The 20,459-nt window shown below is 68.6% G+C and carries 22 protein-coding genes; 9 read left to right on the forward strand and 13 right to left on the reverse strand.

Annotated features, from left to right (window positions below; all coding sequences use genetic code 11):
- Positions 1-24 precede the first annotated feature (24 nt).
- Positions 25-384, reverse strand: coding sequence for a YkgJ family cysteine cluster protein (locus DWG18_RS13695; protein ID WP_115647706.1), 360 nt, complete (start codon positions 382-384; stop codon positions 25-27).
- A 216-nt stretch (positions 385-600) separates the two neighbouring features.
- Here DWG18_RS13695 and DWG18_RS13700 point away from each other — a divergent pair, with 216 nt between their 5' ends.
- From DWG18_RS13700 to DWG18_RS13715, 4 genes are all read left to right on the forward strand, one after another.
- The gene (locus DWG18_RS13700) at positions 601-1,653 is read left to right on the forward strand and encodes an SPFH and helix-turn-helix domain-containing protein (protein ID WP_115647707.1); all 1,053 of its coding nucleotides are present in this window, start codon (positions 601-603) and stop codon (positions 1,651-1,653) included.
- A gap of 3 nt (positions 1,654-1,656) precedes the next feature.
- The gene (locus tag DWG18_RS13705; protein ID WP_115647708.1) at positions 1,657-2,775 is read left to right on the forward strand and encodes a Trm112 family protein; all 1,119 of its coding nucleotides are present in this window, start codon (positions 1,657-1,659) and stop codon (positions 2,773-2,775) included.
- A gap of 3 nt (positions 2,776-2,778) precedes the next feature.
- Entirely contained in the window at positions 2,779-3,408 is a 630-nt protein-coding gene (locus DWG18_RS13710) for a 2-hydroxychromene-2-carboxylate isomerase (protein ID WP_115647709.1), read from the forward strand.
- A 61-nt stretch (positions 3,409-3,469) separates the two neighbouring features.
- Positions 3,470-4,351, forward strand: a complete 882-nt coding sequence (locus tag DWG18_RS13715) for an MBL fold metallo-hydrolase (RefSeq protein ID WP_115648199.1) — start codon at positions 3,470-3,472, stop codon at positions 4,349-4,351.
- A 19-nt stretch (positions 4,352-4,370) separates the two neighbouring features.
- Here the strand turns inward: DWG18_RS13715 and DWG18_RS13720 are convergent, their stop codons facing one another.
- The 7 genes from DWG18_RS13720 to DWG18_RS13750 all read right to left on the reverse strand — a co-directional run bounded on the left by DWG18_RS13720 (position 4,371) and on the right by DWG18_RS13750 (position 10,061).
- Positions 4,371-4,637: a DUF5985 family protein gene (locus tag DWG18_RS13720; RefSeq protein ID WP_205289362.1), complete on the reverse strand. Its 267-nt coding sequence runs from the start codon at positions 4,635-4,637 to the stop codon at positions 4,371-4,373.
- Positions 4,638-4,901: a DUF5985 family protein gene (locus DWG18_RS13725; protein ID WP_115647710.1), complete on the reverse strand. Its 264-nt coding sequence runs from the start codon at positions 4,899-4,901 to the stop codon at positions 4,638-4,640.
- The gene (locus tag DWG18_RS13730) at positions 4,898-5,260 is read right to left on the reverse strand and encodes a hypothetical protein (RefSeq protein ID WP_205289363.1); all 363 of its coding nucleotides are present in this window, start codon (positions 5,258-5,260) and stop codon (positions 4,898-4,900) included. The genes DWG18_RS13725 and DWG18_RS13730 overlap by 4 nt, the downstream gene beginning before the upstream one ends.
- Before the next feature lie 178 nt (positions 5,261-5,438).
- A complete protein-coding gene (locus DWG18_RS13735; protein WP_115647712.1) occupies positions 5,439-6,626 on the reverse strand; it encodes an ABC transporter permease in 1,188 nt (395 codons plus the stop codon).
- Positions 6,626-7,528: an HlyD family efflux transporter periplasmic adaptor subunit gene (locus tag DWG18_RS13740; protein WP_115647713.1), complete on the reverse strand. Its 903-nt coding sequence runs from the start codon at positions 7,526-7,528 to the stop codon at positions 6,626-6,628. The genes DWG18_RS13735 and DWG18_RS13740 overlap by 1 nt, the downstream gene beginning before the upstream one ends.
- Positions 7,525-8,241: an ABC transporter ATP-binding protein gene (locus DWG18_RS13745; RefSeq protein ID WP_115648201.1), complete on the reverse strand. Its 717-nt coding sequence runs from the start codon at positions 8,239-8,241 to the stop codon at positions 7,525-7,527. Before DWG18_RS13745 ends, DWG18_RS13740 begins: the two co-directional genes overlap by 4 nt.
- A 20-nt stretch (positions 8,242-8,261) precedes the next feature.
- Positions 8,262-10,061: a DUF885 domain-containing protein gene (locus tag DWG18_RS13750; protein ID WP_115647714.1), complete on the reverse strand. Its 1,800-nt coding sequence runs from the start codon at positions 10,059-10,061 to the stop codon at positions 8,262-8,264.
- Between the two features lie 154 nt (positions 10,062-10,215).
- Between DWG18_RS13750 and DWG18_RS13755 the strand changes: the two genes are divergently transcribed.
- The 4 genes from DWG18_RS13755 to DWG18_RS13770 all read left to right on the forward strand — a co-directional run bounded on the left by DWG18_RS13755 (position 10,216) and on the right by DWG18_RS13770 (position 14,833).
- The gene (locus DWG18_RS13755; protein ID WP_115647715.1) at positions 10,216-10,614 is read left to right on the forward strand and encodes a hypothetical protein; all 399 of its coding nucleotides are present in this window, start codon (positions 10,216-10,218) and stop codon (positions 10,612-10,614) included.
- Between the two features lie 95 nt (positions 10,615-10,709).
- On the forward strand, positions 10,710-12,536 hold the full coding sequence (locus DWG18_RS13760) for a copper resistance system multicopper oxidase (RefSeq protein ID WP_115647716.1): 1,827 nt from the start codon (positions 10,710-10,712) through the stop codon (positions 12,534-12,536).
- Positions 12,533-13,495, forward strand: coding sequence for a copper resistance protein B (locus tag DWG18_RS13765; protein WP_115647717.1), 963 nt, complete (start codon positions 12,533-12,535; stop codon positions 13,493-13,495). Before DWG18_RS13760 ends, DWG18_RS13765 begins: the two co-directional genes overlap by 4 nt.
- Positions 13,496-13,540: 45 nt before the next feature.
- Positions 13,541-14,833, forward strand: coding sequence for an NAD(P)/FAD-dependent oxidoreductase (locus tag DWG18_RS13770; RefSeq protein ID WP_115648202.1), 1,293 nt, complete (start codon positions 13,541-13,543; stop codon positions 14,831-14,833).
- 302 nt (positions 14,834-15,135) lie between these two features.
- Here DWG18_RS13770 and DWG18_RS13775 read toward each other — a convergent pair whose 3' ends face one another.
- The 5 genes from DWG18_RS13775 to DWG18_RS13795 form a co-directional block, all read right to left on the reverse strand.
- The gene (locus DWG18_RS13775) at positions 15,136-15,852 is read right to left on the reverse strand and encodes a UPF0149 family protein (RefSeq protein ID WP_115647718.1); all 717 of its coding nucleotides are present in this window, start codon (positions 15,850-15,852) and stop codon (positions 15,136-15,138) included.
- Between the two features lie 113 nt (positions 15,853-15,965).
- On the reverse strand, positions 15,966-16,484 hold the full coding sequence (locus DWG18_RS13780; protein WP_162823863.1) for a hypothetical protein: 519 nt from the start codon (positions 16,482-16,484) through the stop codon (positions 15,966-15,968).
- Between the two features lie 14 nt (positions 16,485-16,498).
- Complete coding sequence (locus tag DWG18_RS13785; RefSeq protein ID WP_115647720.1) at positions 16,499-16,798, reverse strand: LysM peptidoglycan-binding domain-containing protein; 300 nt, start codon at positions 16,796-16,798, stop codon at positions 16,499-16,501.
- 83 nt (positions 16,799-16,881) lie between these two features.
- Positions 16,882-17,691 carry an NADPH-dependent 7-cyano-7-deazaguanine reductase QueF gene (gene queF, locus DWG18_RS13790; protein WP_115647721.1) on the reverse strand — a complete coding sequence of 270 codons (810 nt, stop codon included), beginning with the start codon at positions 17,689-17,691 and terminating at the stop codon, positions 16,882-16,884.
- Positions 17,691-19,010 carry an amidohydrolase gene (locus tag DWG18_RS13795; RefSeq protein ID WP_115647722.1) on the reverse strand — a complete coding sequence of 440 codons (1,320 nt, stop codon included), beginning with the start codon at positions 19,008-19,010 and terminating at the stop codon, positions 17,691-17,693. Before DWG18_RS13795 ends, queF begins: the two co-directional genes overlap by 1 nt.
- 114 nt (positions 19,011-19,124) lie before the next feature.
- On the opposite strand from DWG18_RS13795, the gene DWG18_RS13800 reads away from it, so the two are divergent.
- Positions 19,125-20,459: an APC family permease gene (locus tag DWG18_RS13800; RefSeq protein WP_115647723.1), complete on the forward strand. Its 1,335-nt coding sequence runs from the start codon at positions 19,125-19,127 to the stop codon at positions 20,457-20,459.

The following is a 20,459-nucleotide window of genomic DNA, read 5'->3' on the forward strand; positions in this document are numbered from 1 at the left end:
GCGAGGGCGTACGGCCGCTGGCGCTCAGGCGGCGACGCCGTCCCAATCCGACGGCTGCAGGGGTGCAAGGCCGTGCCCCGCGCGTGCGCGATCGCAGTGCGCGTCGGGCGCGCCGTATTCCCAGCTCGCCTTCACGTCGCGGCAGGGCGACGGCCGCTGCGCGTAGATGTCGCACGACGTGGCGACGCCCACCTCGCCTCGCAGCGCGACGCAGCGGATCGCCGTGTCACCCCACGTGCCGCGCATGGCGACGCGGTGCGGATCCAGCGGTTCGGTCAGCGCCTCGGGCGTGAGTCCGCCGGGCGCGGCGTCGGTTTCCGCCCAGTGGAAGGCGACGCGGAAGTAGGCGCAGCAGGCGCCGCATGTCAGGCAGGGATGGGACATGGCCGAGCAGGGAAAGAAGCACGGCGATTATCGCGTGCGAGTCGCGGTCCGCGGCTCGAGCCGAACAGGCTCCTGCGGAAAGCCCCCGCATTGCGGCCGGCCACGCTTCATCCGGCTGGCGGGACACTGGCATGACCTTCTGCGGTATCACCGCGACCTCGGCGCATGCCTAGAATCGGCCCCACGGCGCCGTTCGCCGGATCGGAGACGAAGAACATGGGCGTTCTGGATTTCATCAAGGGCCAGGTCCTCGAGATCATCGAGTGGACCGACGACTCGCGCGACACGCTGTCGTTCCGCTTCCCGGACGACGACAAGGAGATCAAGAACGGCGCGCAGCTGATCGTGCGCGACAGCCAGATGGTGCAGTTCGTCGCCGCCGGCCAGTTCGCCGACCTGTTCGGCCCCGGCAAGCACACGCTCAAGACCGAGAACATTCCGATCCTGTCGCGGATCCTCGGCTGGAAGTACGGCTTCGAGTCGCCGTTCAAGTGCGACGTCTACTACCTCAACACCCGCATCTTCACCGGCAACAAGTGGGGCACCGCGAACCCGGTGATGATGCGCGACGCCGACTTCGGCCTCGTCCGCCTGCGCGCGTTCGGCACCTACGATTTCCGCATCGTCGACCCGCCGAAGTTCCTGCGCGAGGTCGCCGGCACCGACCAGAATTTCCGCCTCGACGAGTTCGAGGGCACGATGCGTTCGCGCATCGTCAGCGTGTTCACCGAAGCACTCGCCACCGCCAAGGTGCCGGCGCTCGACATCGCCACGCGTTACAGCGAACTCGGCGATGCGCTGCTGCCGATCGTGAATCCGATCATGCAGGGCAAGTACGGCCTGGAGATCACGTCGTTCGTGGTCGAGAACGTATCGGTGCCGCCGGAAGTCGAGCAGGCGATCGACAAGCGTTCGGGCATGGCGGCGGTCGGCAACCTCAACGACTACGTGAAGTTCCAGATGGCCAGTGGCATGGGCCAGGGCGGCGGCAGCGTCGCCGCGGCGCCGGCGGAAATGGCGATCGGTTTCGCGATGGCGCAGCAGATGGCGCAAGGGTTGGCGAATCCGGCGGCAGGCGCGCCCGTCGCTACGCCGAGCGCCACGCCGACGCTCGACGTGCTCACGCCGGAACAGGCCGCGCAGGCGCTCGGCGTGTCGGCCGAAGACGTCATCGCGGCGATCGAGAAGGGTGAACTGAAGGGTCGCAAGATCGGCAACGCGTACCGCATCGCGCGCGCGTCGCTGGACGAGTACCTGCGCGGCGCCTGATCGATGGCCGACGTGCAGCAACCCGTGGCGTCGGCGACGCTCGACAAACGCGCCTGTCCCGAATGCGGCGGCGATCTCGAATGGAACGCCGCCAAGCAGGCGCTGGTGTGCCCGTTCTGCGGCACGGTCGCGCCGTGGAAGCCGGATGCCGCAACGCCTGGTGCGATCGTCGAACTCGACCTCGCGCAGGCGCTGGCGAAGGCCGATGACGGCGGACGCGGCTACGGCGATTCACGTCGCGAAGTGCAGTGCCAGAGCTGCAAGGCGATCAGCGTGTTCGAGGCCGACAAGGTCGCTGCGCGCTGCGCGTTCTGCGGCTCTCCGGCGATCGTGCCGTACACCGCACTCAAGGACGCGATCACGCCGCAGAGCCTGCTGCCGTTCCGCGTGTCCGAATCGCAGGTGCGCGAGGCGATACGTCGCTGGTACGGCACGCGCTGGTTCGCGCCGAACAAGCTCAAGCGCGCCGCGCTCACCGACACGCTGCGCGGCCTCTACCTGCCGTACTGGACCTTTGACGCGCATGTGCACGCCTCGTGGACGGCCGAGTCCGGCACGTACTACTACACGACCGAGACGTACACGCAGAACGGGCAGACGCGCACACGCCAGGTCCAGCACGTGCGCTGGGAGCCGGCGTCCGGCGAGCTCGACCACTTCTTCGACGACGACCTGGTGCCCGGCAGCGAAGGCGCGCAGCGTGACCTGCTCGAAAAGATCCAGCCGTTCCCGACCACCACCGACCTGCAGCCCTACGCGCCGGAGTTCGTGCGCGGCTGGACGGTGGAGCGCTACCAGGTCGACCTGCGCCTCGCCGCCGACCTCAACATGACGCAGATGGAGTTCGAGGTGCGCCGCCTGTGCGAGCGGGCCGTGCCCGGCGATACGCATCGCAACCTGCAGGTGCAGTCGACGTATCACGGCCGCACCTTCAAGCACGTGCTGATGCCCGTGTGGTTGGTCAGCTACACCTACGGCACGCGTGCGTTCCAGCTGCTGGCCAACGGCTACACCGGCACGATCGCGGGACAACGCCCGTACAGCTGGATCAAGATCACCCTGGCGGTGACGGCTGCGCTGTTCGCGTTCTTCGTCTACGTTTGGCTGAACGGGCAGAACTGAGCGATGACGATCCGCTGGTACTTCGATTTCATCTCGCCGTTCGCCTACCTGCAGCGCGCCCGCGTGCGCGAACTCGCGGCGACGCATGCGATCGAATACCGCCCGATCCTGTTCGCCGGCCTGCTGCAGCGGCTCGATCACAAAGGCCCGGCCGAGATGCCGGACAAGCGGCGCTTCACCTACCGCCATGTCGTCTGGCGCGCGGCGAAGCTCGGCATCCCGCTGCGGTTTCCGCCGGCGCATCCGTTCAATCCGCTGGCCGCGTTACGGCTGTGCATCGCTGCCGGCTGCACCGACACCGCGATCGATGCGATCTTCGATCACCTCTGGCGCCACGGCCTGCGCGGTGACGATGCCGAATCGCTCAAGCCCGTTGCCGAACGTCTGAACCTGGACGCCGCGACCGCGATCGCCGACCCGAACGTGAAGGCGCAGCTGCAGGCCAACTTCGAAGCCGCCGTCGCCGACCACGTGTTCGGCGTACCGACCTTTGCCGCCGACGGCGAGGTGTTCTGGGGCGAGGACGCCACCGCGATGTTCGAGGACTGGCTGCGCGACCGCGCCGCGTTCGAGTCCGGCGAGATGACGCGCGTCGACACGCTGCCGATCGGCAGCGTGCGTCGCAGCGGCTGATTCGCCGCCACGTGCGCGTGGCACCATCGACGCATCCGTGCACGGAATGCCCGAGGTCGCCATGACCACGCCCGCCCGCGTTGCCCCGTTCTACGACCCCGACACCAGCACGTTCACCTATGTCGTCTACGACCGCGACGGTGGCGCCGCCGCGATCATCGATCCCGTGCTGGACTACGACGTTGTCGCCGCGCGGGTGTCGACCCGGTCCGCCGAAGCGGTGGCCGCGTTCGTCGATGCGCACGGCCTGCGCGTCGAATGGATTTTGGAAACGCATGCGCATGCCGACCACCTCACCGCTGCTGCATGGTTCAAAGATCGCTACGACGCGCCGGTCGCGATCGGCCGCGGCATCGTCGACGTGCAGCGTCGCTTCAAGGCGCTGTTCGGTTTCGGTGACGAGTTCATCGCGGACGGTCGCCAGTTCGAACGCCTGTTCGATGACGGCGATACCTTCCGCATCGGCGATCTCGATGCCCGCGTGATCGCGACGCCCGGCCACACCGGCGACTCGCTGAGCTACGTCGTCGGCGATGCGGCGTTCGTCGGCGATACGGTGTTCGCGCCGGAAACCGGCACTGCGCGCTGCGATTTCCCGGGTGGCGACGCGGCGCAACTGCGTGCATCGATCGACCGCCTGCTAACGCTGCCGGTGGGGACCCGCCTGTTCCTCTGCCACGACTATCCCAAGGATCGCGAGCCGCAGGGCGAGTGGTCGATCGATGCGCAGCGCGACAGCAATGTGCATCTCGCCGGTGTCGACGCGGCGCGCTATGTCGAGATGCGCCGTGCGCGCGACGCCACGTTGCCGGTGCCGCGCCTGATCCTGCCCGCCTTGCAGGTCAACATCCGCGCCGGTCGTCTGCCCGAACCCGATGCGAACGGCCTGCGCTACCTGCGCATGCCGATCGATGGCCTGGTGCGTCTGTCGTCGATTGACTGATGCGATACGCGTTCGAGGCTCAGCGTCCGCGGCGCGCGCGCAGGTTCTTGTCGATCACGCCGACGAGGATCAACAGGAAGAACACCAGGCGTGCGATCAGGTACGGCGTCGCCGCTTCGTCGCGCGCGCCCTCCCAGGCGAAGACCGCACGATTGATCGCTTCCAGCGCGAACGCAGAGGCGAACCACAGGAACAGGCGATCACGTCCACTGCGCCAGAAGCGCATGAACAGCAGCGCCACCACCGCGGAGCCCATCGAGATCATGCCGAGCAGGAAGAGCTGCACTCAGCGGTCCTCCATGATGAGTCCGTAGATCAGCGCGCCGATGGCCAGCACCGAGAGACCCTGCCGCACCGGCCACAGCCTGACGTCGGGCCCCGGAAAGACCACGAAGTCGAGCACCAGCACGATGTTCGCGAGCGTGAGCAAACCGAAGCAGATCGCGCTCCACACCAGCATGCGCGAACGCACGCGGCGCGCGCCCAGGCCCAGCAGTACCGCGCAGCCCAGCGCGGCGAGCGCGCACAGCACGTAGATGGCGATGCTCACTCGTCCCTCCGCAATACGAACGCATCGGCGAAGTCGCGCGCCTGGCGCCCCACGCCGGAGTGGATCAACTCGGTGACCGCCACGACATGGCGGCTGTACGTCGCGGCGAGCGCGTCGACGATCTGCTCGACGTCCGCACTCGTCGGCGCATAACGCGCGCGGTCCCCGTCCATCGTCGCCAAGCGCTCATGACAGAGCTCGCCGAGAAGCTGGCGCACCCGCGACTCGGGCAGGTAGAGGCGCGCGGCGAGTTCGCCCGTCGCCCAGCCGTCGTCGCGCGAGCGCAGCAACAGCAGCGCCTCGAGCATCGGAACCGAATGGATTTTCGCGACGACGAACCGGCGAAGGTCCGACGTCATCACTGCACCCGCCATCGGGAGATGCTCGCCCGGTAACCGTGTCGCCGCAAGCCTTGACGTCGCTGGATCGAGCACAACGCGCGACGTGTCGCGATTTCACGCGATGCTCACGTCCGCGACGGGGCGAACGCGAAACGCTGAGGGTGAAGATCAACCGGCTCGGGCATTACGCCCGCACTCAGCGCATCACGAACACCTCGACCGGTTGCAGTCGACGCACCGGCGCGAGGCTTGTGAGCGTGCCGGCGACCGCGACGATCAGCACCGCCGCCACGCCCGCGAGCGGCGTGTACACCAGCATGCGGAACGGGAAACCGAAGTGCATCGCCACGACCCCCGCGATCGCACACACGCCCAGGCCGATGCCGGCACCGATGGCCGCGGCGGTCAGCGCCTGCAGAACGACCATCGCCGACAGCGTGCGCGGGGCGAGGCCCATCGCGCGAAGCACGGCGTAATCGCGGCGACGATCATGCGTGAATAGGTAGAGCATGATGCCGCTGACACCGAGCCCCATCGTCATCGCCAGCACGAGCATCGCGCTGATGTCGCCGACGTCCTCGGAATTGACGAGGTACCAGCGCACGGTGTCGCTGATCAGATCGTCGGACGTGCGCGCGCGCAGCCCCGTGCCTGCGCTGATGCGCGCCGCGAGGGCGGCCGCATCGGTCCCCGGCATCGCGCGCACGAGGACGAAGGTGGTGTCGCGACGTTCGTAAGGCAGCACCTGCAGCGCGGTGCCGCGCGTCATGTAGACCAGCGGGCGCGGCGGGAAGCGGGGGTGGATCGCGGTGACGCCGCGCACCTGCACGATGCGGTCGTTGATGAGTAGCTCGTCGCCACCGGCGAGCGCACGCAGGGGCGCGTCGAGGTGCGGTCCGTCATGCGGCCAGCGATCGACTGCACGCAGCGGCGCGAGCAGCTTGCCTTCGGTCGCGCCGGCGTCGACCAGCGCGCTGTCGCTTTCGCGCAGGACCGCAGCGGGCGTGGTCGATGCGGGCACGCCGTCGAGCGTGATCTCGTCGACCGCGACGACCTGCACCGGCAACACGCGACCGTTCGCGAAGCGCGCGTCGATCGACGCCAGCCGCAACGGTCGTGCATCGAGCACGCCCGGCACGCCGCGCACGCGTTCGAGTGCGGATGGCGGCAGATTGGTGGTCTGCTCGACCGCTTCGACCGCCGGATCCATCACCCACACCTCGACCTGCGGGTTCTCGCTGACCAGCGCGTAGCCATTCGTCATGAAGCCGCAGAAGTACGACGCCGCGAACGTCACCAGGAACGAGGTGAAGGCCAGCCCGAACACCAGCCCCGCGAACTTCGCGCGGTCGGCGGCGAGCATGCGCAGCGCCACGCGCCACATCAGCGTGGCGCCCTCGATGTTTCGATGTAGGCGTCCATCTGCTGGCCGAGATACACCGGCAGATCGCCGCGCGGAAAGCTGTAGACGAGCTGCAGCACGCGCAGGTCCGGGCGTTCGGTGCCCTGGCCGGTCAGCACCGGCTTCGGCGTCACGTACGGCTCGACATATTCGAACTTCAGCGGGATGCGCAGGCGCGGTTCACCGCGCACCATCGCGACCGCCGGCGCGCCCGGCTTCACGCGCCACGCATCCGATTCGTCGACGTTGACGCGCAGGTAGAGGCGGTCGTCGTCGCCCATCAGCACCGGCGGTGTCGCGCCCGCGTTGTCCGCGTACTGGCCCACGCGCGCATTCACCTGAAGCACGCGGCCCGCGCGCGGTGCGTGCACGACGAGAAGGTCGAGATCGGTCAGCGCCTGCCGTTCGCCGGCTTCGGCGGCGGCGAGCGTCGCGCGTGCGGCGGCGACATCGTCGCGTGCGGCGGTGACGCTGTCGCGGCTGATCAGCTGGCGGCCGGCGGCGTCGAGCCGTTCGAGATAGCCGAGGCGATGCAGCGGTTGCGCGAGGCGTGCGCGCGCCTCCTGCACCGAGGCGCGCGCGGTTGCGAGCTTCGCGCGTGCGTCGCGGTCGTCGATGGCGAACAGCGGCGCGCCCGCGGCGACGCGATCACCCACCTGCACGTCGACTTCGCGCACCACGCCCGTCACGTTGGTGGCGATCGCGACGTTGCCGCGCCCGGTCTCGGTGATGCCGCTGCCGACGACGAACGCGGGAAACGGCGGGGCGGGCACGGCGGCCGCAGGCGCGGGCGGCGTCGACGTGCGCCCGGTGGTGAACACGGCGACCGCCGCGATCACCAGCCCGAGGACCGCCAGCCCACCGAGAATCCAGAGTCGTTTCATGCGGAAGTCCGTGCCGGTCCGTCGCGGTCGTCGATGACGTGGCCATCGTCCATTTCCACGATGCGATCGGCGTAGTCGTAGATGCGTGGATCGTGGGTCACCACCAGAAGCGCCCGCGTCGCATCGCGGGCGATGTCGCGCAGCTGCTGCATGACCGCCTGGCCGGTCGCGTGGTCGAGCGCGCTGGTCGGCTCATCGCAGACGACGAGGTCGGGCGCATGCACCAGCGCACGCGCGATCGCGACGCGCTGCTGCTGACCGCCGCTGAGCGTGGACGGCCAGGCATTGCCGCGGCCGTCGAGCCCGAGCGTCGCGAGTGCGCTGCGTGCGTGCGGGATCGCATCACGTTCGCGCATGCCCTGCAGCAGCAGCGGCACGGCGACGTTCTGCGCCGCCGTCAGCGACGGCAGCAGGTTGAAGTTCTGGAACACGAAGCCGAGGTGCCGACGGCGAAACGCGGCGCGTTCCACTTCCGGCCGCGTGGCCAACGACTGACCCAGCACTTCGCAGCTGCCGGCATCCGGCGCGAGCAGTCCGGCGATGATCGACAGCAGGGTCGTCTTGCCGCAGCCCGACGGGCCGACGAGCAGCGTGAGCTCGCCGGCCTGCACGTCGAGGTCGAGCGCGCGCAACGCCGGCGTGGCGGCGTCGCCGCGACCGTAGGTCTTGACCAGGCCGCGGCAGCGCACTGCAGGTGTCGCTGCCGCGGTCATCGCGGGGGCCGCCGCGCCGATCACTCGATCGGCTGATCCGTCATCAGCTCGCGCACGAAACGCACCGGCGGCGCGCCGTAGCTCAGCACCTTGTCGTGGTAGGCCTTAACGTTGAACGCCGCGCCTTCCTTCGCTTCGACCGCCTTGCGCGTGTCGTACTGCTCCTGCACGCCCACGAAATAGGTCGGCAGCTGCGCCGAGCTGAGCTGCGCGCGCACCCACTTGCCCGCCGCCTCGCGTTCCTGCTGGAAGGTGTCGTGCATCATCAGGTGCATCGCCTGTTCGCGGCTCCAGCCGTCGACGTGCACGCCCTGATCGAGGATCGCGTTGCCGATCGTGCGCAGGTAGAACTTGAGCTGCACGAGGCGGAACAGCGGATCGTTGTTCATGTAACCCGACGTCGTCATCAGGTTCTCGGTGTAGACCGCCCAACCTTCCGCGAACAGGCCCGAGCGCAGCACGCCGCGCAGCGTCGACGGATAGCGCGCCGAGTACGCGCCTTCGAGGTAATGGCCCGGCATCGCCTCGTGGATGGTGAGCAGATGGATCATGCGCGAGTTGTATTCGCGCAGGAACGATTCGGTCTGCTCCTTGGTCCAGTCGTCCGGAATTGGCGAGATCGCGAAGTAGGTGTCGAGGCCCTTGTCCAGCGGACCCGGGGAATCGCAGTACGCGACCGCAACGCCGCGCTGGAATTCGGGCATCAGGATCACCTTGACCGGATCGTTCGGCACGCTGACGAGATTCCTGTCGCGCACGAACTGCGTGGCCTGCGTGAGCGCGGCCTTGGCGGCGTCGACCACGCCGTCGCGCGCCGGATGGTCGCGATACGCGAGTTCCAGCGCGGCTTCGATCGCCTTCTGGCGCTGGTCGTCCGTCGGGTTCGCCGGGAGCGGCGGCGCGCCCTTCCTGCCCTTGAGCACGGTCCGCGCGATGCCGTACATCTCGCCGCGCACGCGGCTGAGTTCGGCCTTGGCGCGCTCGCCGATCTCCTGCCGCGACAGCGACGACATCAGCGCCATCTGCAGCTTCTGGTCGTAGAGCTTGGCGCCGATGCGGAAGTCGCCCTTGGCGTTCGGCACCAGCGTTTTGTCCAGCCACGTCTGCTGGTCGGCGACGGCCTTCTTCAGATTGGCGACGGCGGCGTCCAGGCGCGTGCGGTCCGCACCCGTGAGCTGGCCCGCATTCGGCGTGATGAATTCATCGACCAGCTGCAGCACGCCGGCGTTCTGCTTGGCGACGGTCTGCGCGTGGATCAGCGGCACGCGCGCGGGGTCGAGGTTGGCGCGCATCTGCGCGAACAGCGCCGGAATCTGCTCCATGCGCGCGGTCGCCGACTTCAGGCGCTGCGGCATCGGCGCAAACTCGCGCGCCATCAAGTTGTAGATCGCGCCGCCGGCGAGGCCGTTATAGACCTGCGGGTCCCACGCCCACGACTGGAACGTCTCCATGTTCCAGATGTCGCTCTGCAACTGGTTGCGCAGGATCAGCGCGTCGACCTGGTTCTCACGCGTGAGCTGCGTGCGGTCGATGGCGTCGAGTCGGGTCAGCAGATCGCGACTGAAGTCGACCAGCTGCTGGCGACCGGTGGCGGACAGGTCGTCGATGCGATCGTCGAAGCGGTGGTCGCCCAACTGCGTCGCCGCGACCGGGTTGAGCGCCATCCAGCGGTCGAGCCAGGCGTCGGACACCGCCTTGAAGCGGGCATCGGCCGTCTGCGACGGCGCGGGCATCGCCGGCGGCGCATCGGTCGCGACCGGTGCGGTCTGGCAACCCGACAGGGCGAGGACGGTGGCGAGGGCGAGCAGGGACGCGCGCATGGCGGCTCCGATGGGCAGGGAAGTCGCAAGCATAAGCGGCGGTGGATGCAGCAACGCGTGTCGGGCTGCACGCCCGCGCGGCTGGGCGCATGATGGGGGTGCCGCGACGATCCGCTCGCGGCGGCCGGCCCCGTCGACCGGCCAAGGAGCGCGCATGAGAACCGTGCTGCTGTGCGTCGTGTCGACCGTGGTCCTCGCCGGCTGCGCGAGCATGCACATGACCCACGTTCCGGCGATCCACACCGAATACGTCGTCGGTCGTTACGTGACCGTCGGTGGGCATCACCATCTGATCGCCTGCGGTGATCGCGGTGGGCTGTATGACGTTGATAATCCGCAGGTCTTCGATGCGTTGGTCGGCCCCGGGCGCGAAGAGCCCTTCGTCGCCGCTGGCGGCACCGTGGAGACACGACGTTCGACGTTCGATCACGCGATGCGGCCGGCGATCACGGTGGCGTCGGCGATCGCACTTCCGGACGCGCCGATGGGGTGCCAGATCACGCCTACGCCGGCGATGTCCGCCGTTGCGCCGGCACCGACCGGAGGCGGATAACCACCGCAACTTTGGGGTTCGCTACCCTGAGTGTCGTCATGCCGCGCGTTCATGCGTGGCGTAGCCAGGCGTGACCACCTCGACTGCGGACTTTCATGCTATTTCCATCCTTCGACGCCGGCACGAGCCGCGCCACTCTTCTCTCACGCCGCCGCTTCGTGCAGGGTCTCGCCGCCGGCGGCGCGATGCTCGCGTTCGGATCGCGTGCATCCTCGGGTGTCGTGCAGGCGCCGCGGGTGCCGGAGCTGCGCGGCGCCGACCTCGATCTGGTGATCGGCGAAACACCGGTGAACTTCACCGGTCGCGTGCGCACTGCGGTGACGGTGAACGGTTCGCTGCCGGCACCGACGCTGCGCCTGCGCGAGGGCACCACCGCAACCTTGCGCGTGCGCAATGCATTGCCGGCGAATTCCGTGCACGGCCACGAGACCTCGCTGCATTGGCACGGCATCGTGCTGCCCGCGAACATGGACGGCGTTCCGGGCCTGTCGTTCGACGGGATTCACCGCGGCGAGGCCTACGTCTACCGCTTCGACGTGCGCCAGGCCGGCACCTACTGGTACCACTCGCACTCCGCGTTCCAGGAGCAGGCCGGCCTGTACGGCGCGCTGATCATCGACCCCGTCGAACCGGAACCGTTTTCGTACCAGCGCGAGCACGTCGTGCTGCTGTCGGACTGGACCGACCTCGCGCCGGAGGCACTGTTCGCGCGCCTGAAGACGATGCCGGGCCACGACAACGTCTATCGACGCACCGTCGGCGACTTCATGCGCGACGCGTCGAAGGACGGCCTGCGCGCGACGCTCGGCGATCGCGGCATGTGGGGCCGCATGCGCATGACGCCGAGTGATCTGTCCGACGTCAACGCGAACACCTACACCTACCTCATGAACGGCACGACGGGACCGGGCAACTGGACCGGCCTGTTCGCGCCGGGCGAGAAGGTGCGGCTACGCTTCATCAACGGCTCGTCGATGACGTATTTCGACGTGCGCATTCCCGGCCTCGACATGACGGTCGTCGCCGTCGACGGGCAATACGTGCATCCGGTGACCGTCGATGAATTCCGAATGGCGGCGGCGGAGACGTTCGACGTCATCGTCGAACCGCGCGGGCAGGACGCCTACACGATCTTCGTGCAGGACAGCGCGCGCACCGGTTTCGTCTCCGGCACCCTCGCCGTGCGCGAAGGCCTGCGCGCGCCGGTGCCCGCACTCGATCCACGCCCGATCCTCACCATGGCCGACATGGCGCACGGCGGACACGCGATGCCGGGAATGGATCATTCGCAGCACGCCGGCATGGCGATGCCGCACGACATGGCGGGCATGGATCATTCGCAGATGGCCGGCATGGATCGCGCCATGCCGGGCATGACGCACGCCGCATCGTCGACGGCGCCCGTGCATCCGGCGAGCGAAGTCGGCAATCCGCTGGTCGATATGCAGGCGATGGCGCCGACGTCGCGACTCGACGATCCCGGCAACGGTCTACGCGACAACGGCCGTCGCGTGCTGCGCTATTCGATGCTGCGCAGCCTGTTCGATGATCCGGATGGGCGCGAACCGGGGCGCAGCGTCGAACTGCATCTGACCGGCCACATGGAGCGCTTCGCGTGGTCGTTCGACGGCACCAAGTTTGCCGACGCCGCGCCGTTGCAGCTCAAGTACGGTGAACGCGTGCGCGTGGTGCTGGTCAACGACACCATGATGTCGCACCCCATCCACCTGCACGGCATGTGGAGTGATGTCGAGGACGATGCCGGCGCCTTCATGGTGCGCAAGCACACCGTCGACATGCCGCCCGGCAGTCGCCGCAGCTATCGCGTGCGCGCCGACGCACTCGGCCGCTGGGCGTATCACTGCCACCTGCTCTACCACATGGAATCGGGAATGATGCGCACGGTGGAGGTGCGCGAGTGAGCGCGCGTCCGGTGTTCGCCGCGTTGATCGCGGTGTCGTTGGCGGCACGCGCGCAGCATGCGGGGCATGACATGTCGCAGATGGGGCACGCGATGCAGCCGCCGCCGGCCGAGGCTACGAACGCCAAGGCACCGCCGGCTTCCGCCACGCCTGCACCGTCGCCCGATCCGCACGCGGCACACACGATGCAGGGCATGGACCATTCCATGCACGACATGCCGACGATGGACATGTCGCAGACGAAGGAACAGGCCGCGCCCTACACGCCCGTCCCCGTGCCGACCGACGCCGATCGCGCTGCCGCGTTCGCGCCGCTGACGCCGCATGCGATGCACGATCGCGAGGTCCATCTGTTCACGCGTGTCGATCGCTTGGAGGTCGACGACGGCGAGGGCGCTGCAACCGAAATCACCGCATGGCTGGGCGGCGACGTGAACCGCGCGTGGTTGCGTGCGAAAGGTCGCACCGATGCCGGGCGGCTCGAGCATGCGAGTGTCGAGCTGCTGTACGGCCGGCTCGTCGCGCCGTGGTGGGATGTCGTCGCCGGGGTGCGCCATGACACTGGAGGCGGACCATCACGCAACTGGGCGGCGATCGGCGTGCAGGGTGTCACGCCGTACAAGATCGAGCTGCGCGCGACCGGCTACGTGGGTGATAGCGGCCGAACCGCCGCGCGCGTCGAAGCCGAGTACGACACGCTGCTGACGAATCGCTGGATCCTGCAGTGGCGTGCGGAAGCCGATGCGTACGGGCGCGATGATCCCGCGCGTGGCCTCGGCAGCGGCCTGTCGTCGTTCGAGGCCGGCGCGCGGCTTCGTTACGAGATCACGCGCGAATTCGCGCCGTACCTGGGTGTCGAAGTCGAGCATGCGTACGGCGATACGGCGACATTCCGTCGTGCGCATGACGAGGATGCCCACGACACGCGCATCGTCGCCGGCCTGCGCCTGGTCTTCTGACCGGGGTTGCCGCGTGGACTGCAGGGTGTCGAAGGGAACCTGACCATGCGAACGCCGTTGCGCATCGCGATCGTCGGCTACGGCACGGGCGGCCAGGCCGCCGCGGTGCTGCTGTCGCGCGACGGGCATCGCGTCGAAGTGTTCGAACGCGCCGCAGAACTCGGCCCGGTCGGCGCCGGCTTCCTGCTGCAGCCGGTCGGGCAGGCGGTGCTGTGGGACATGGGCCTGCTCGACGCCGCCTGCATGCATGGCGCGCGCATCGCCAGCCTCTACGGCGAGACGGCGACCGGTCGCGCGGTAATGGACATGCGCTACGCCGAGCTCGACGCGCGCCTGTTCGGCCTCGGCCTGCAGCGCGGCGCGCTGTTCCAGTTGCTCGACGCGGCATGGACCGAGCACCGCGTCCTGCATCGCGGACATCGCATCGTCGATGTCGACGTCGAGCGCGGTGCGCTGGTGGATGGTGATGGCAGGCGTCATTCGGGTTTCGATCTGGTGATCGTCGCCGACGGCGCGGCTTCGGTGCTGCGTTCGCGCGTCGCCGCGGCCGCGCTCGATCGTCCGTATCCCTGGGGTGCGCAGTGGTGCCTCGCGCCGATGGGTGACTGGGCGTCGGCCGATGTGCTGAAGCAGCGCTACATCCGCGCGCGTCGCATGGCCGGCATGTTGCCGGTCGGCACGCGACCGGATGACCCGGTGCCGCGATTGAGTTTCTTCTGGAGCGTGCCGGTCGGCGAACTCGATCGGGTGGATGTCGATCGCGAGGCGTGGCGGCGTGACGTCGCCGAGGTCTGGCCCGAGGCATTGGCACGTCTCGATGGTATCGACGCACCGAACGCACTCGCGCAGGCGCGCTATCGCGATACCACGCATCGCCACTGGCATCGCGGCCGCGCCGTGCTGCTGGGCGACGCCGCGCATGCGATGAGCCCGCAGCTGGGGCAGGGCGTGAACATGGCGCTGCTCGATGCACAGGCGTTGCGCGATGCGTTGCGTGCTGAAGCGATGGTTCCGACCGCGCTGCAGCGTTACGAGCGCGAGCGACGCGCGCACCTTTCGGCGTATCACTTCTGGAGTCGTGCGTTGACGCCGCTGTTCCAGTCCGAACGCGACGCGGCGGCGCGGATTCGTGACCTCACGTTCCACCCGCTCTCACGACTGCCGGTCGCACGCGGAATGATGTTGCGTGTGCTGACGGGGACGCGACGCGGGTGGTTGTCGACGTTTCGATTGCCGCGTGGGTTTGCGGATGTGCTGGCCACATTGCCGGTCGCGCGGCATGAGGCGGTGCGGGCGCCGGTGGATGCGCGACGGGATGCGGCTGTCGCCATCGATTGATGCGACGGCTGCGGCGTTCGTCGGACACGACCCGCTGCGACGCGTGCGGCGATGACTCCGCCGCGATTCCTCGTCGCGACACGCAACCCCTTGCACGGCATGTCGGGGGTCACGGCCGGTCCTCGCGCGGCGCGACGAAATGCCAAAACGGCAGGACGTGCGCTCGCTACCCGCGGCGGTGCCAGTGATGTTCCGGGTGATGAGCACGCCTTGGGGCAGGGCTTCGGCGTGTGTCGCAGTCGGTGCACCACCCGGCCATCGCTAGGCGCGATGGCGCTCGCAGCGGCAAGACGCTGCGCGTCTTAAGCGCCGCTGCTCGCCCCACAACACTTCTTGTACTTCTTCCCGCTGCCGCACGGACAGGGCGCATTGCGTTCGGGCGTCTCCGCGCGTCGGATCGGTTCGCGCGGGGTCAGTGCTTCAATGCGGTGGTGGTGCAGGTCGTTGAGCATGCCGGGCAGGCTGCCGATGATCTCGAGGCGTTCCTTGTAGGCGATCGGCGTGCCCGGTTGCGTCGGGTCCTCGGCGACGACTTCGCCGCTGGCCAGGCGATCGAGCAGGTCGAAGATCTCCTCGATCCAGTCGTTTTCGTCCAGCCACTTCTCCCACGCGGCCTCGCGCAGTTCGACGGCGCGAAAGAAACCCATCGCCCAGTCGCGGCCGACGTCGAGTTCGTCGTCCTCGTGCTCGTCGAGGTTTTCCGGCAGCCACAGCAGCGGCGCGTAGGTGTCGGGCAGATCATCGTCACCGTAGCGCACGCGCTGTTCGGCGGTGGCGGCGTGGGTGGCGAGCAGCGCGCGCACGTCGCGGGCCTCGTCCTCGTCGGCCCAGCGCGGCGTGCTGCCCCAGACCGGCGTCTCCCACTCCTCGAACGTCACCGCTTCGGGCGACAGCGCGAGCGCGGTGAGGTAGCCGTCGAGCGCTTCCAGGTTGAAGCCCTTGAATGGCACGGCGCGTTGGTCGAGCAGTTCGGACAGGCGCTCGATCTGCGCGTCGGACAGCGGCGGGGCGACTTTCATGGCGGTACTCGGTACGGCGGGCGCGACATGGTAGTGCGACGCGGCCCACAGGGCGAAAAAAAGGGGCGCAACCGGCCGGTCGCGCCCCGTGTGTCACGACGTCATGCCGCGTGTCACTTCACCTCGAAATCCATCGACTGCACGGTCGCGCCATCCAGCGTGATGTCGACGTGGTATTTGCCGGGCGGCCAGCCGTCGGGCTTGCTGACGTGGAACTCGTGCGTGGCCGCCGCGGCGCCGCTGACGTCCTTGCTCTGGGTGTCGACGTCGGTCGGGGCGGCACTGCCGTCGGCGCCGAGGTAGGTCCAGTGCGCGCCCAGTTTGCCGGTGGTGTTGGGGGCGGTGTTCACCGACGCATAGATCGTGTCCTTGGTGCCGAACGCCATCGCTGGCGTGCCGACCTTGTTGTCGGCGCCGACGGCCGAACCGAGCTGCAGGCCGGTGACGCTCGTCGACGCCGCGGGCGTGCTCGGCGTGGGCGTCGGCATCGGTGCGGGTTCGGTGGTGGCCGGCGTGGTCGCGGCCGGGGCCGGCTCGGTCGCGACCGGCGTTTCGTCGTGCTTCTTGCAGCCGACCAGCGCGAGCGCGGCGATCATGGCGACGGCAAGGACGCGGGGAGCGGTACGGATCATCGGAACGTCTCCTCTCAGTTGGTGGAATCGCGCGCGGGAATGACCAGCACCTGGCCGGGACGGATCAGGTCCGGGTTATCGAGCTGGTCGCGGTTCGCGTCGAAGATGGCGTGCCAGTGGTTGGCTTTGCCGTAGAAGTGCTTGGCGATGTGCGACAGCGTGTCGCCCGGCTGCACCGTGTAGTGCTGCGACGCACCGCCACCGCCGGCCTGCACGGTGCTGGTGCCGTCCTGCACGTTGGAGAAATCCGGCGTCGACGGCACGGAGGACGTGCCCGAACGCACGTTCGAGAAATCGGGATTCTGCGGGGACATGGGAGTGGCCTCTGTTGGAGCGCGGCCACCGTGGCATCCCCGTTGTTAAGCGGGCGGCAGTTCGTCGTGAACTGCCGCCAACTTCATTGCCGTTCGTCGCGCGCCGCGGGCGGGGCGGGAGTGCCGGGCGTCGCACGCCACGGATTGATGTCGAGGCCGCCACGGCGCGTGTAGCGCGCTTCCACCGACAGCATGTCGGGCCGCGCGAGCGCGGACAGGTCCGTGTAGATGCGTTCGACGCACTGCTCGTGGAATTCGCAGTGGTCGCGGAACGAGACGAGGTAGCGCAGCACGCTCGGGTGATCGAGCGCGGCGCCGCGATACGCGATGGTGACGCGCGCCCAGTCCGGTTGACCGGTCACCGGGCAGTTCGACTTCAGCAGCTCGCTGGTCAGGGTTTCCTCGACCGCGCCGCGGGTGGCGTCGATGGCGAGCAGCTTCGCGTTCGGCGGGCCGTAGCAGGTGATGTCGGTCTCGAGCGTGTCGAGCAGGACGGCCGGGCGGCGGCGGTCCACCGGCGGCAGGCCGAAATTCACCGTGACGTCGCCGCCCGCGGCGGCCGACAGATCGCGCGCGATGCGATCGCGGACTTCGTGATAGCTCTCGAACACGGTCGAATTGAACGAGTTGAGATAGAGCTTGAGCGACTTCGATTCGACCAGGTTCGGCGTGCTCGCCGGCACGCAGATCGTCGCCGTCGCCACGTGCGGCTTGCCGCGCGCGTCGAGCCAGGACAGCTCGTAGGCATGCCAGCGATCGAAGCCGATGAAGGACGGTTCGCCACGAATGCCGATTTCCTCGCGGCCCTGCGAGCGCGCGATCGGAAACAGCAGCGACGCGTCGTAGGTCGTCGGGTAGTCGACGTGCCGGCCGAGCGGAATCGAGCTGTCCATCACGCGCCGGCCTGCGGGGCGTCGAGGTAGTCGAGCGTGGCTTCCAGCATTGCGCGCACGCCGACGTCGAGTGACTGCTCGTCCAGCTTGAACTCCGGCGAGTGATTGCTGGGCGCGGTCTGCGGATCGACGCCGATGCTGGTCGCACCGACGAAGAAGAACAGGCCGGGCACTTCCTTCGCGTAGAACGAGAAATCCTCGGCGCCCATCTGCAGCGGTGGCTCGATGACGTTGGCGTCGCCGACGACGGCCTTGAGGCTCGGCAGCATCTTCTGCGTCAGCGCCGGATCGTTGTAGGTGACCGGATTGCCGAGCGTGTCCGGCACGTTGGCTTCGACGGTCGCGCCGTTGGCGGCGGCGACATGCTCGGCGACGTTCTTCAGGTCGGCGAACACCTTCTGGCGCATGCCTTCGTCGAAGGTGCGGATGGTGCCGATCAGCTTCACGTCGTCCGGAATGATGTTGTAGCGGATGCCCCCGTTGATCGCGCCGAAGCTCACCACGGCCGGCAGCTTGGCGATGTCGGTGCGACGCGCGACGATGGCCTGCGCGCTGGTCACGATCTCGCTCGCGGTCACGATCGGATCCACGCCGCCCCACGGGCGCGCGCCATGCGTCTGCTTGCCGTGCACGGTGATCGCGAACCGATCGCTCGCGGCCATCTCCGGACCGCTGCGTACGCCGATCTGGCCGACGGGGATCGTCGAGAAGACGTGCATGCCGAACACGGCGTCGGGCTTGAAGTCCTTGAACAGGCCTTCCTTGAGCATCAGCGACGCACCGCCTTCTTCGCCGACCGGCGCCCCTTCCTCGCTGGGCTGGAAGATGAGCATCACCTGGCCCGGCAGATCCTTGCGCATCTTCACCAGCGACTGCGCGATGCCGAGCAGCATGGCGGTGTGCGCGTCGTGGCCGCAGGCGTGCATCACGCCGGTGGTCTGGCCGTTGAATGTCGTCGTGACCTTGGACGCGAACGGCAGGTCGACGCGTTCGGTGACCGGCAGCGCGTCCATGTCGGCGCGCAGCGCAAGCTTCGGCCCGGGCTTGCCGCCTTCGATGATCGCGACCACGCCGTGGTGGGCGATGCCGGTACGCGGCGTCAGGCCCATCTTCTTCAGCGCATCGGCGACGACCTTGGCGGTGCGCTCCTCGCGGTTCGACAGTTCAGGATGCTGATGGAAGTCGCGGCGCCACGCGACCACCTGCGCCTGCACGGCCTTCGCGGCGGCATCGACCTCCGGCCGCGCGGCGGCATGGGCCGTCGGAGCGCTGGTCGCGAGGACGGCGGCGAGGGCGGTGGCGAGCAGGGTGAAGCGCATGCGTAGATCCGGGTGGAAACGGGCGATCGATGCTACTCCAGAGTTCCAGCGGCCCGGCTGCAATCGAAGCCGCGTCGTGCGACGCTCGCCGCAGTTCCCGCTCATGGGCTCCGCATGTCGACCACCCCGTCCCGTTCCCTCGAGGGCGACGCCGCCCTCGTCCGCGCCATCGGCGTGTTCGCGCTGGCCGCGGCCATCATCAATTCCACCGTCGGCGGCGGCATCTTCCGCATGCCGGGTGCGCTGGCGACGCAGGTCGGCGCCGCCGCACCGCTGTCGCTGATCGTCGGTGCGATCGCGATCATTCCGATCGCGTTGTGCTTCGCGGCCGCAGGCAGCCGCGCGCATGCGACCGGCGGGCCGTACACCTACGTGTCGGTCGCGTTCGGGCCGTTTCTCGGTTTCGTCGCCGGTGCGCTGATGTGGATCAGCCACGTCGCATCGAGTGCGGGCGTCGCCGCATCGTTCGCGCAGCAGGTCGCGAAACTCGCGCCTTCGACGGACGCACCCGGGCCGCGCGCCGCACTCATCATCGGCACGTACGGCCTGCTGTTCCTGCTAAACGCGTTCGGCGTGAAGCTCGGCGCGCGCGCGGTGGCGACGCTCGCGAGCGTCAAGCTCGCACCGCTCGCGTTGCTCGTGCTCATCGGCATTCCGTTCGTGGACTGGAGCGCGGTGAGCTTTAATCCGGCCGACGTGCCGTCGATCGCCGCGCTCGGCGGCTCGCTGGTGCTGGTGATGTTCGCGTATTCCGGCCTTGAAACCGCGCTGGTGCCGTCGGGTGAATTCGACGACCCGTCGAAGACGGTGCCGCGCGCGACGGTGGTCGCGATCCTGCTCGTCGTCGCGCTGTATCTCGGCCTGCAGATCGTCGGCCAGGGCGTGCTCGGTGCGGCGCTCGCGACCAGTCCGGTGCCGCTCGCCGACACCGCGGGAAAGATCTTCAGCGCGGGCCGCACGTTGCTGCTCGCCACGGCATGCGTGTCGATGGCGGGCTTCCTGCTCGGCAACCTGCTGGGTTCGTCGCGACTGCTGTTCGCGCTCGGCCGCGACGGTTACCTGCCGTCGATCTACGGTCGCGTGAGCGCCTCGCACCGCGTGCCGCTGCTGGGCCTGCTGACGCACGCCGGCATCGCCTGCTTCCTCGCCGTGCGCGGTTCGTTCGACGGACTCGCCGCGGTGTCGGGCGGCGCGATCTGCGTGGTGTACGCGGTGGTTGCGCTCGCGGCGTGGCAGCTGCAGCGTCGCGGCATCGTCGAACGCGGTACGCCGTTCCGCATGCCCGGCGGCGCGCTGATGCCGCTGATCGGTGCCGGCATCATGATCGCGATCCTGTTCACGCTGAAGCCGGACGAATGGCGCGCGATCGCGATTTCGCTCGGCGCGCTGATCGCGATCTACGTCGTGCTGCACCTGATGCGTCGCGGCCAAGCGCCCGCGACGCCGTAA

Origin of the sequence: Lysobacter sp. TY2-98, from assembly GCF_003367355.1 — a bacterium.
GTDB lineage: Bacteria > Pseudomonadota > Gammaproteobacteria > Xanthomonadales > Xanthomonadaceae > Cognatilysobacter.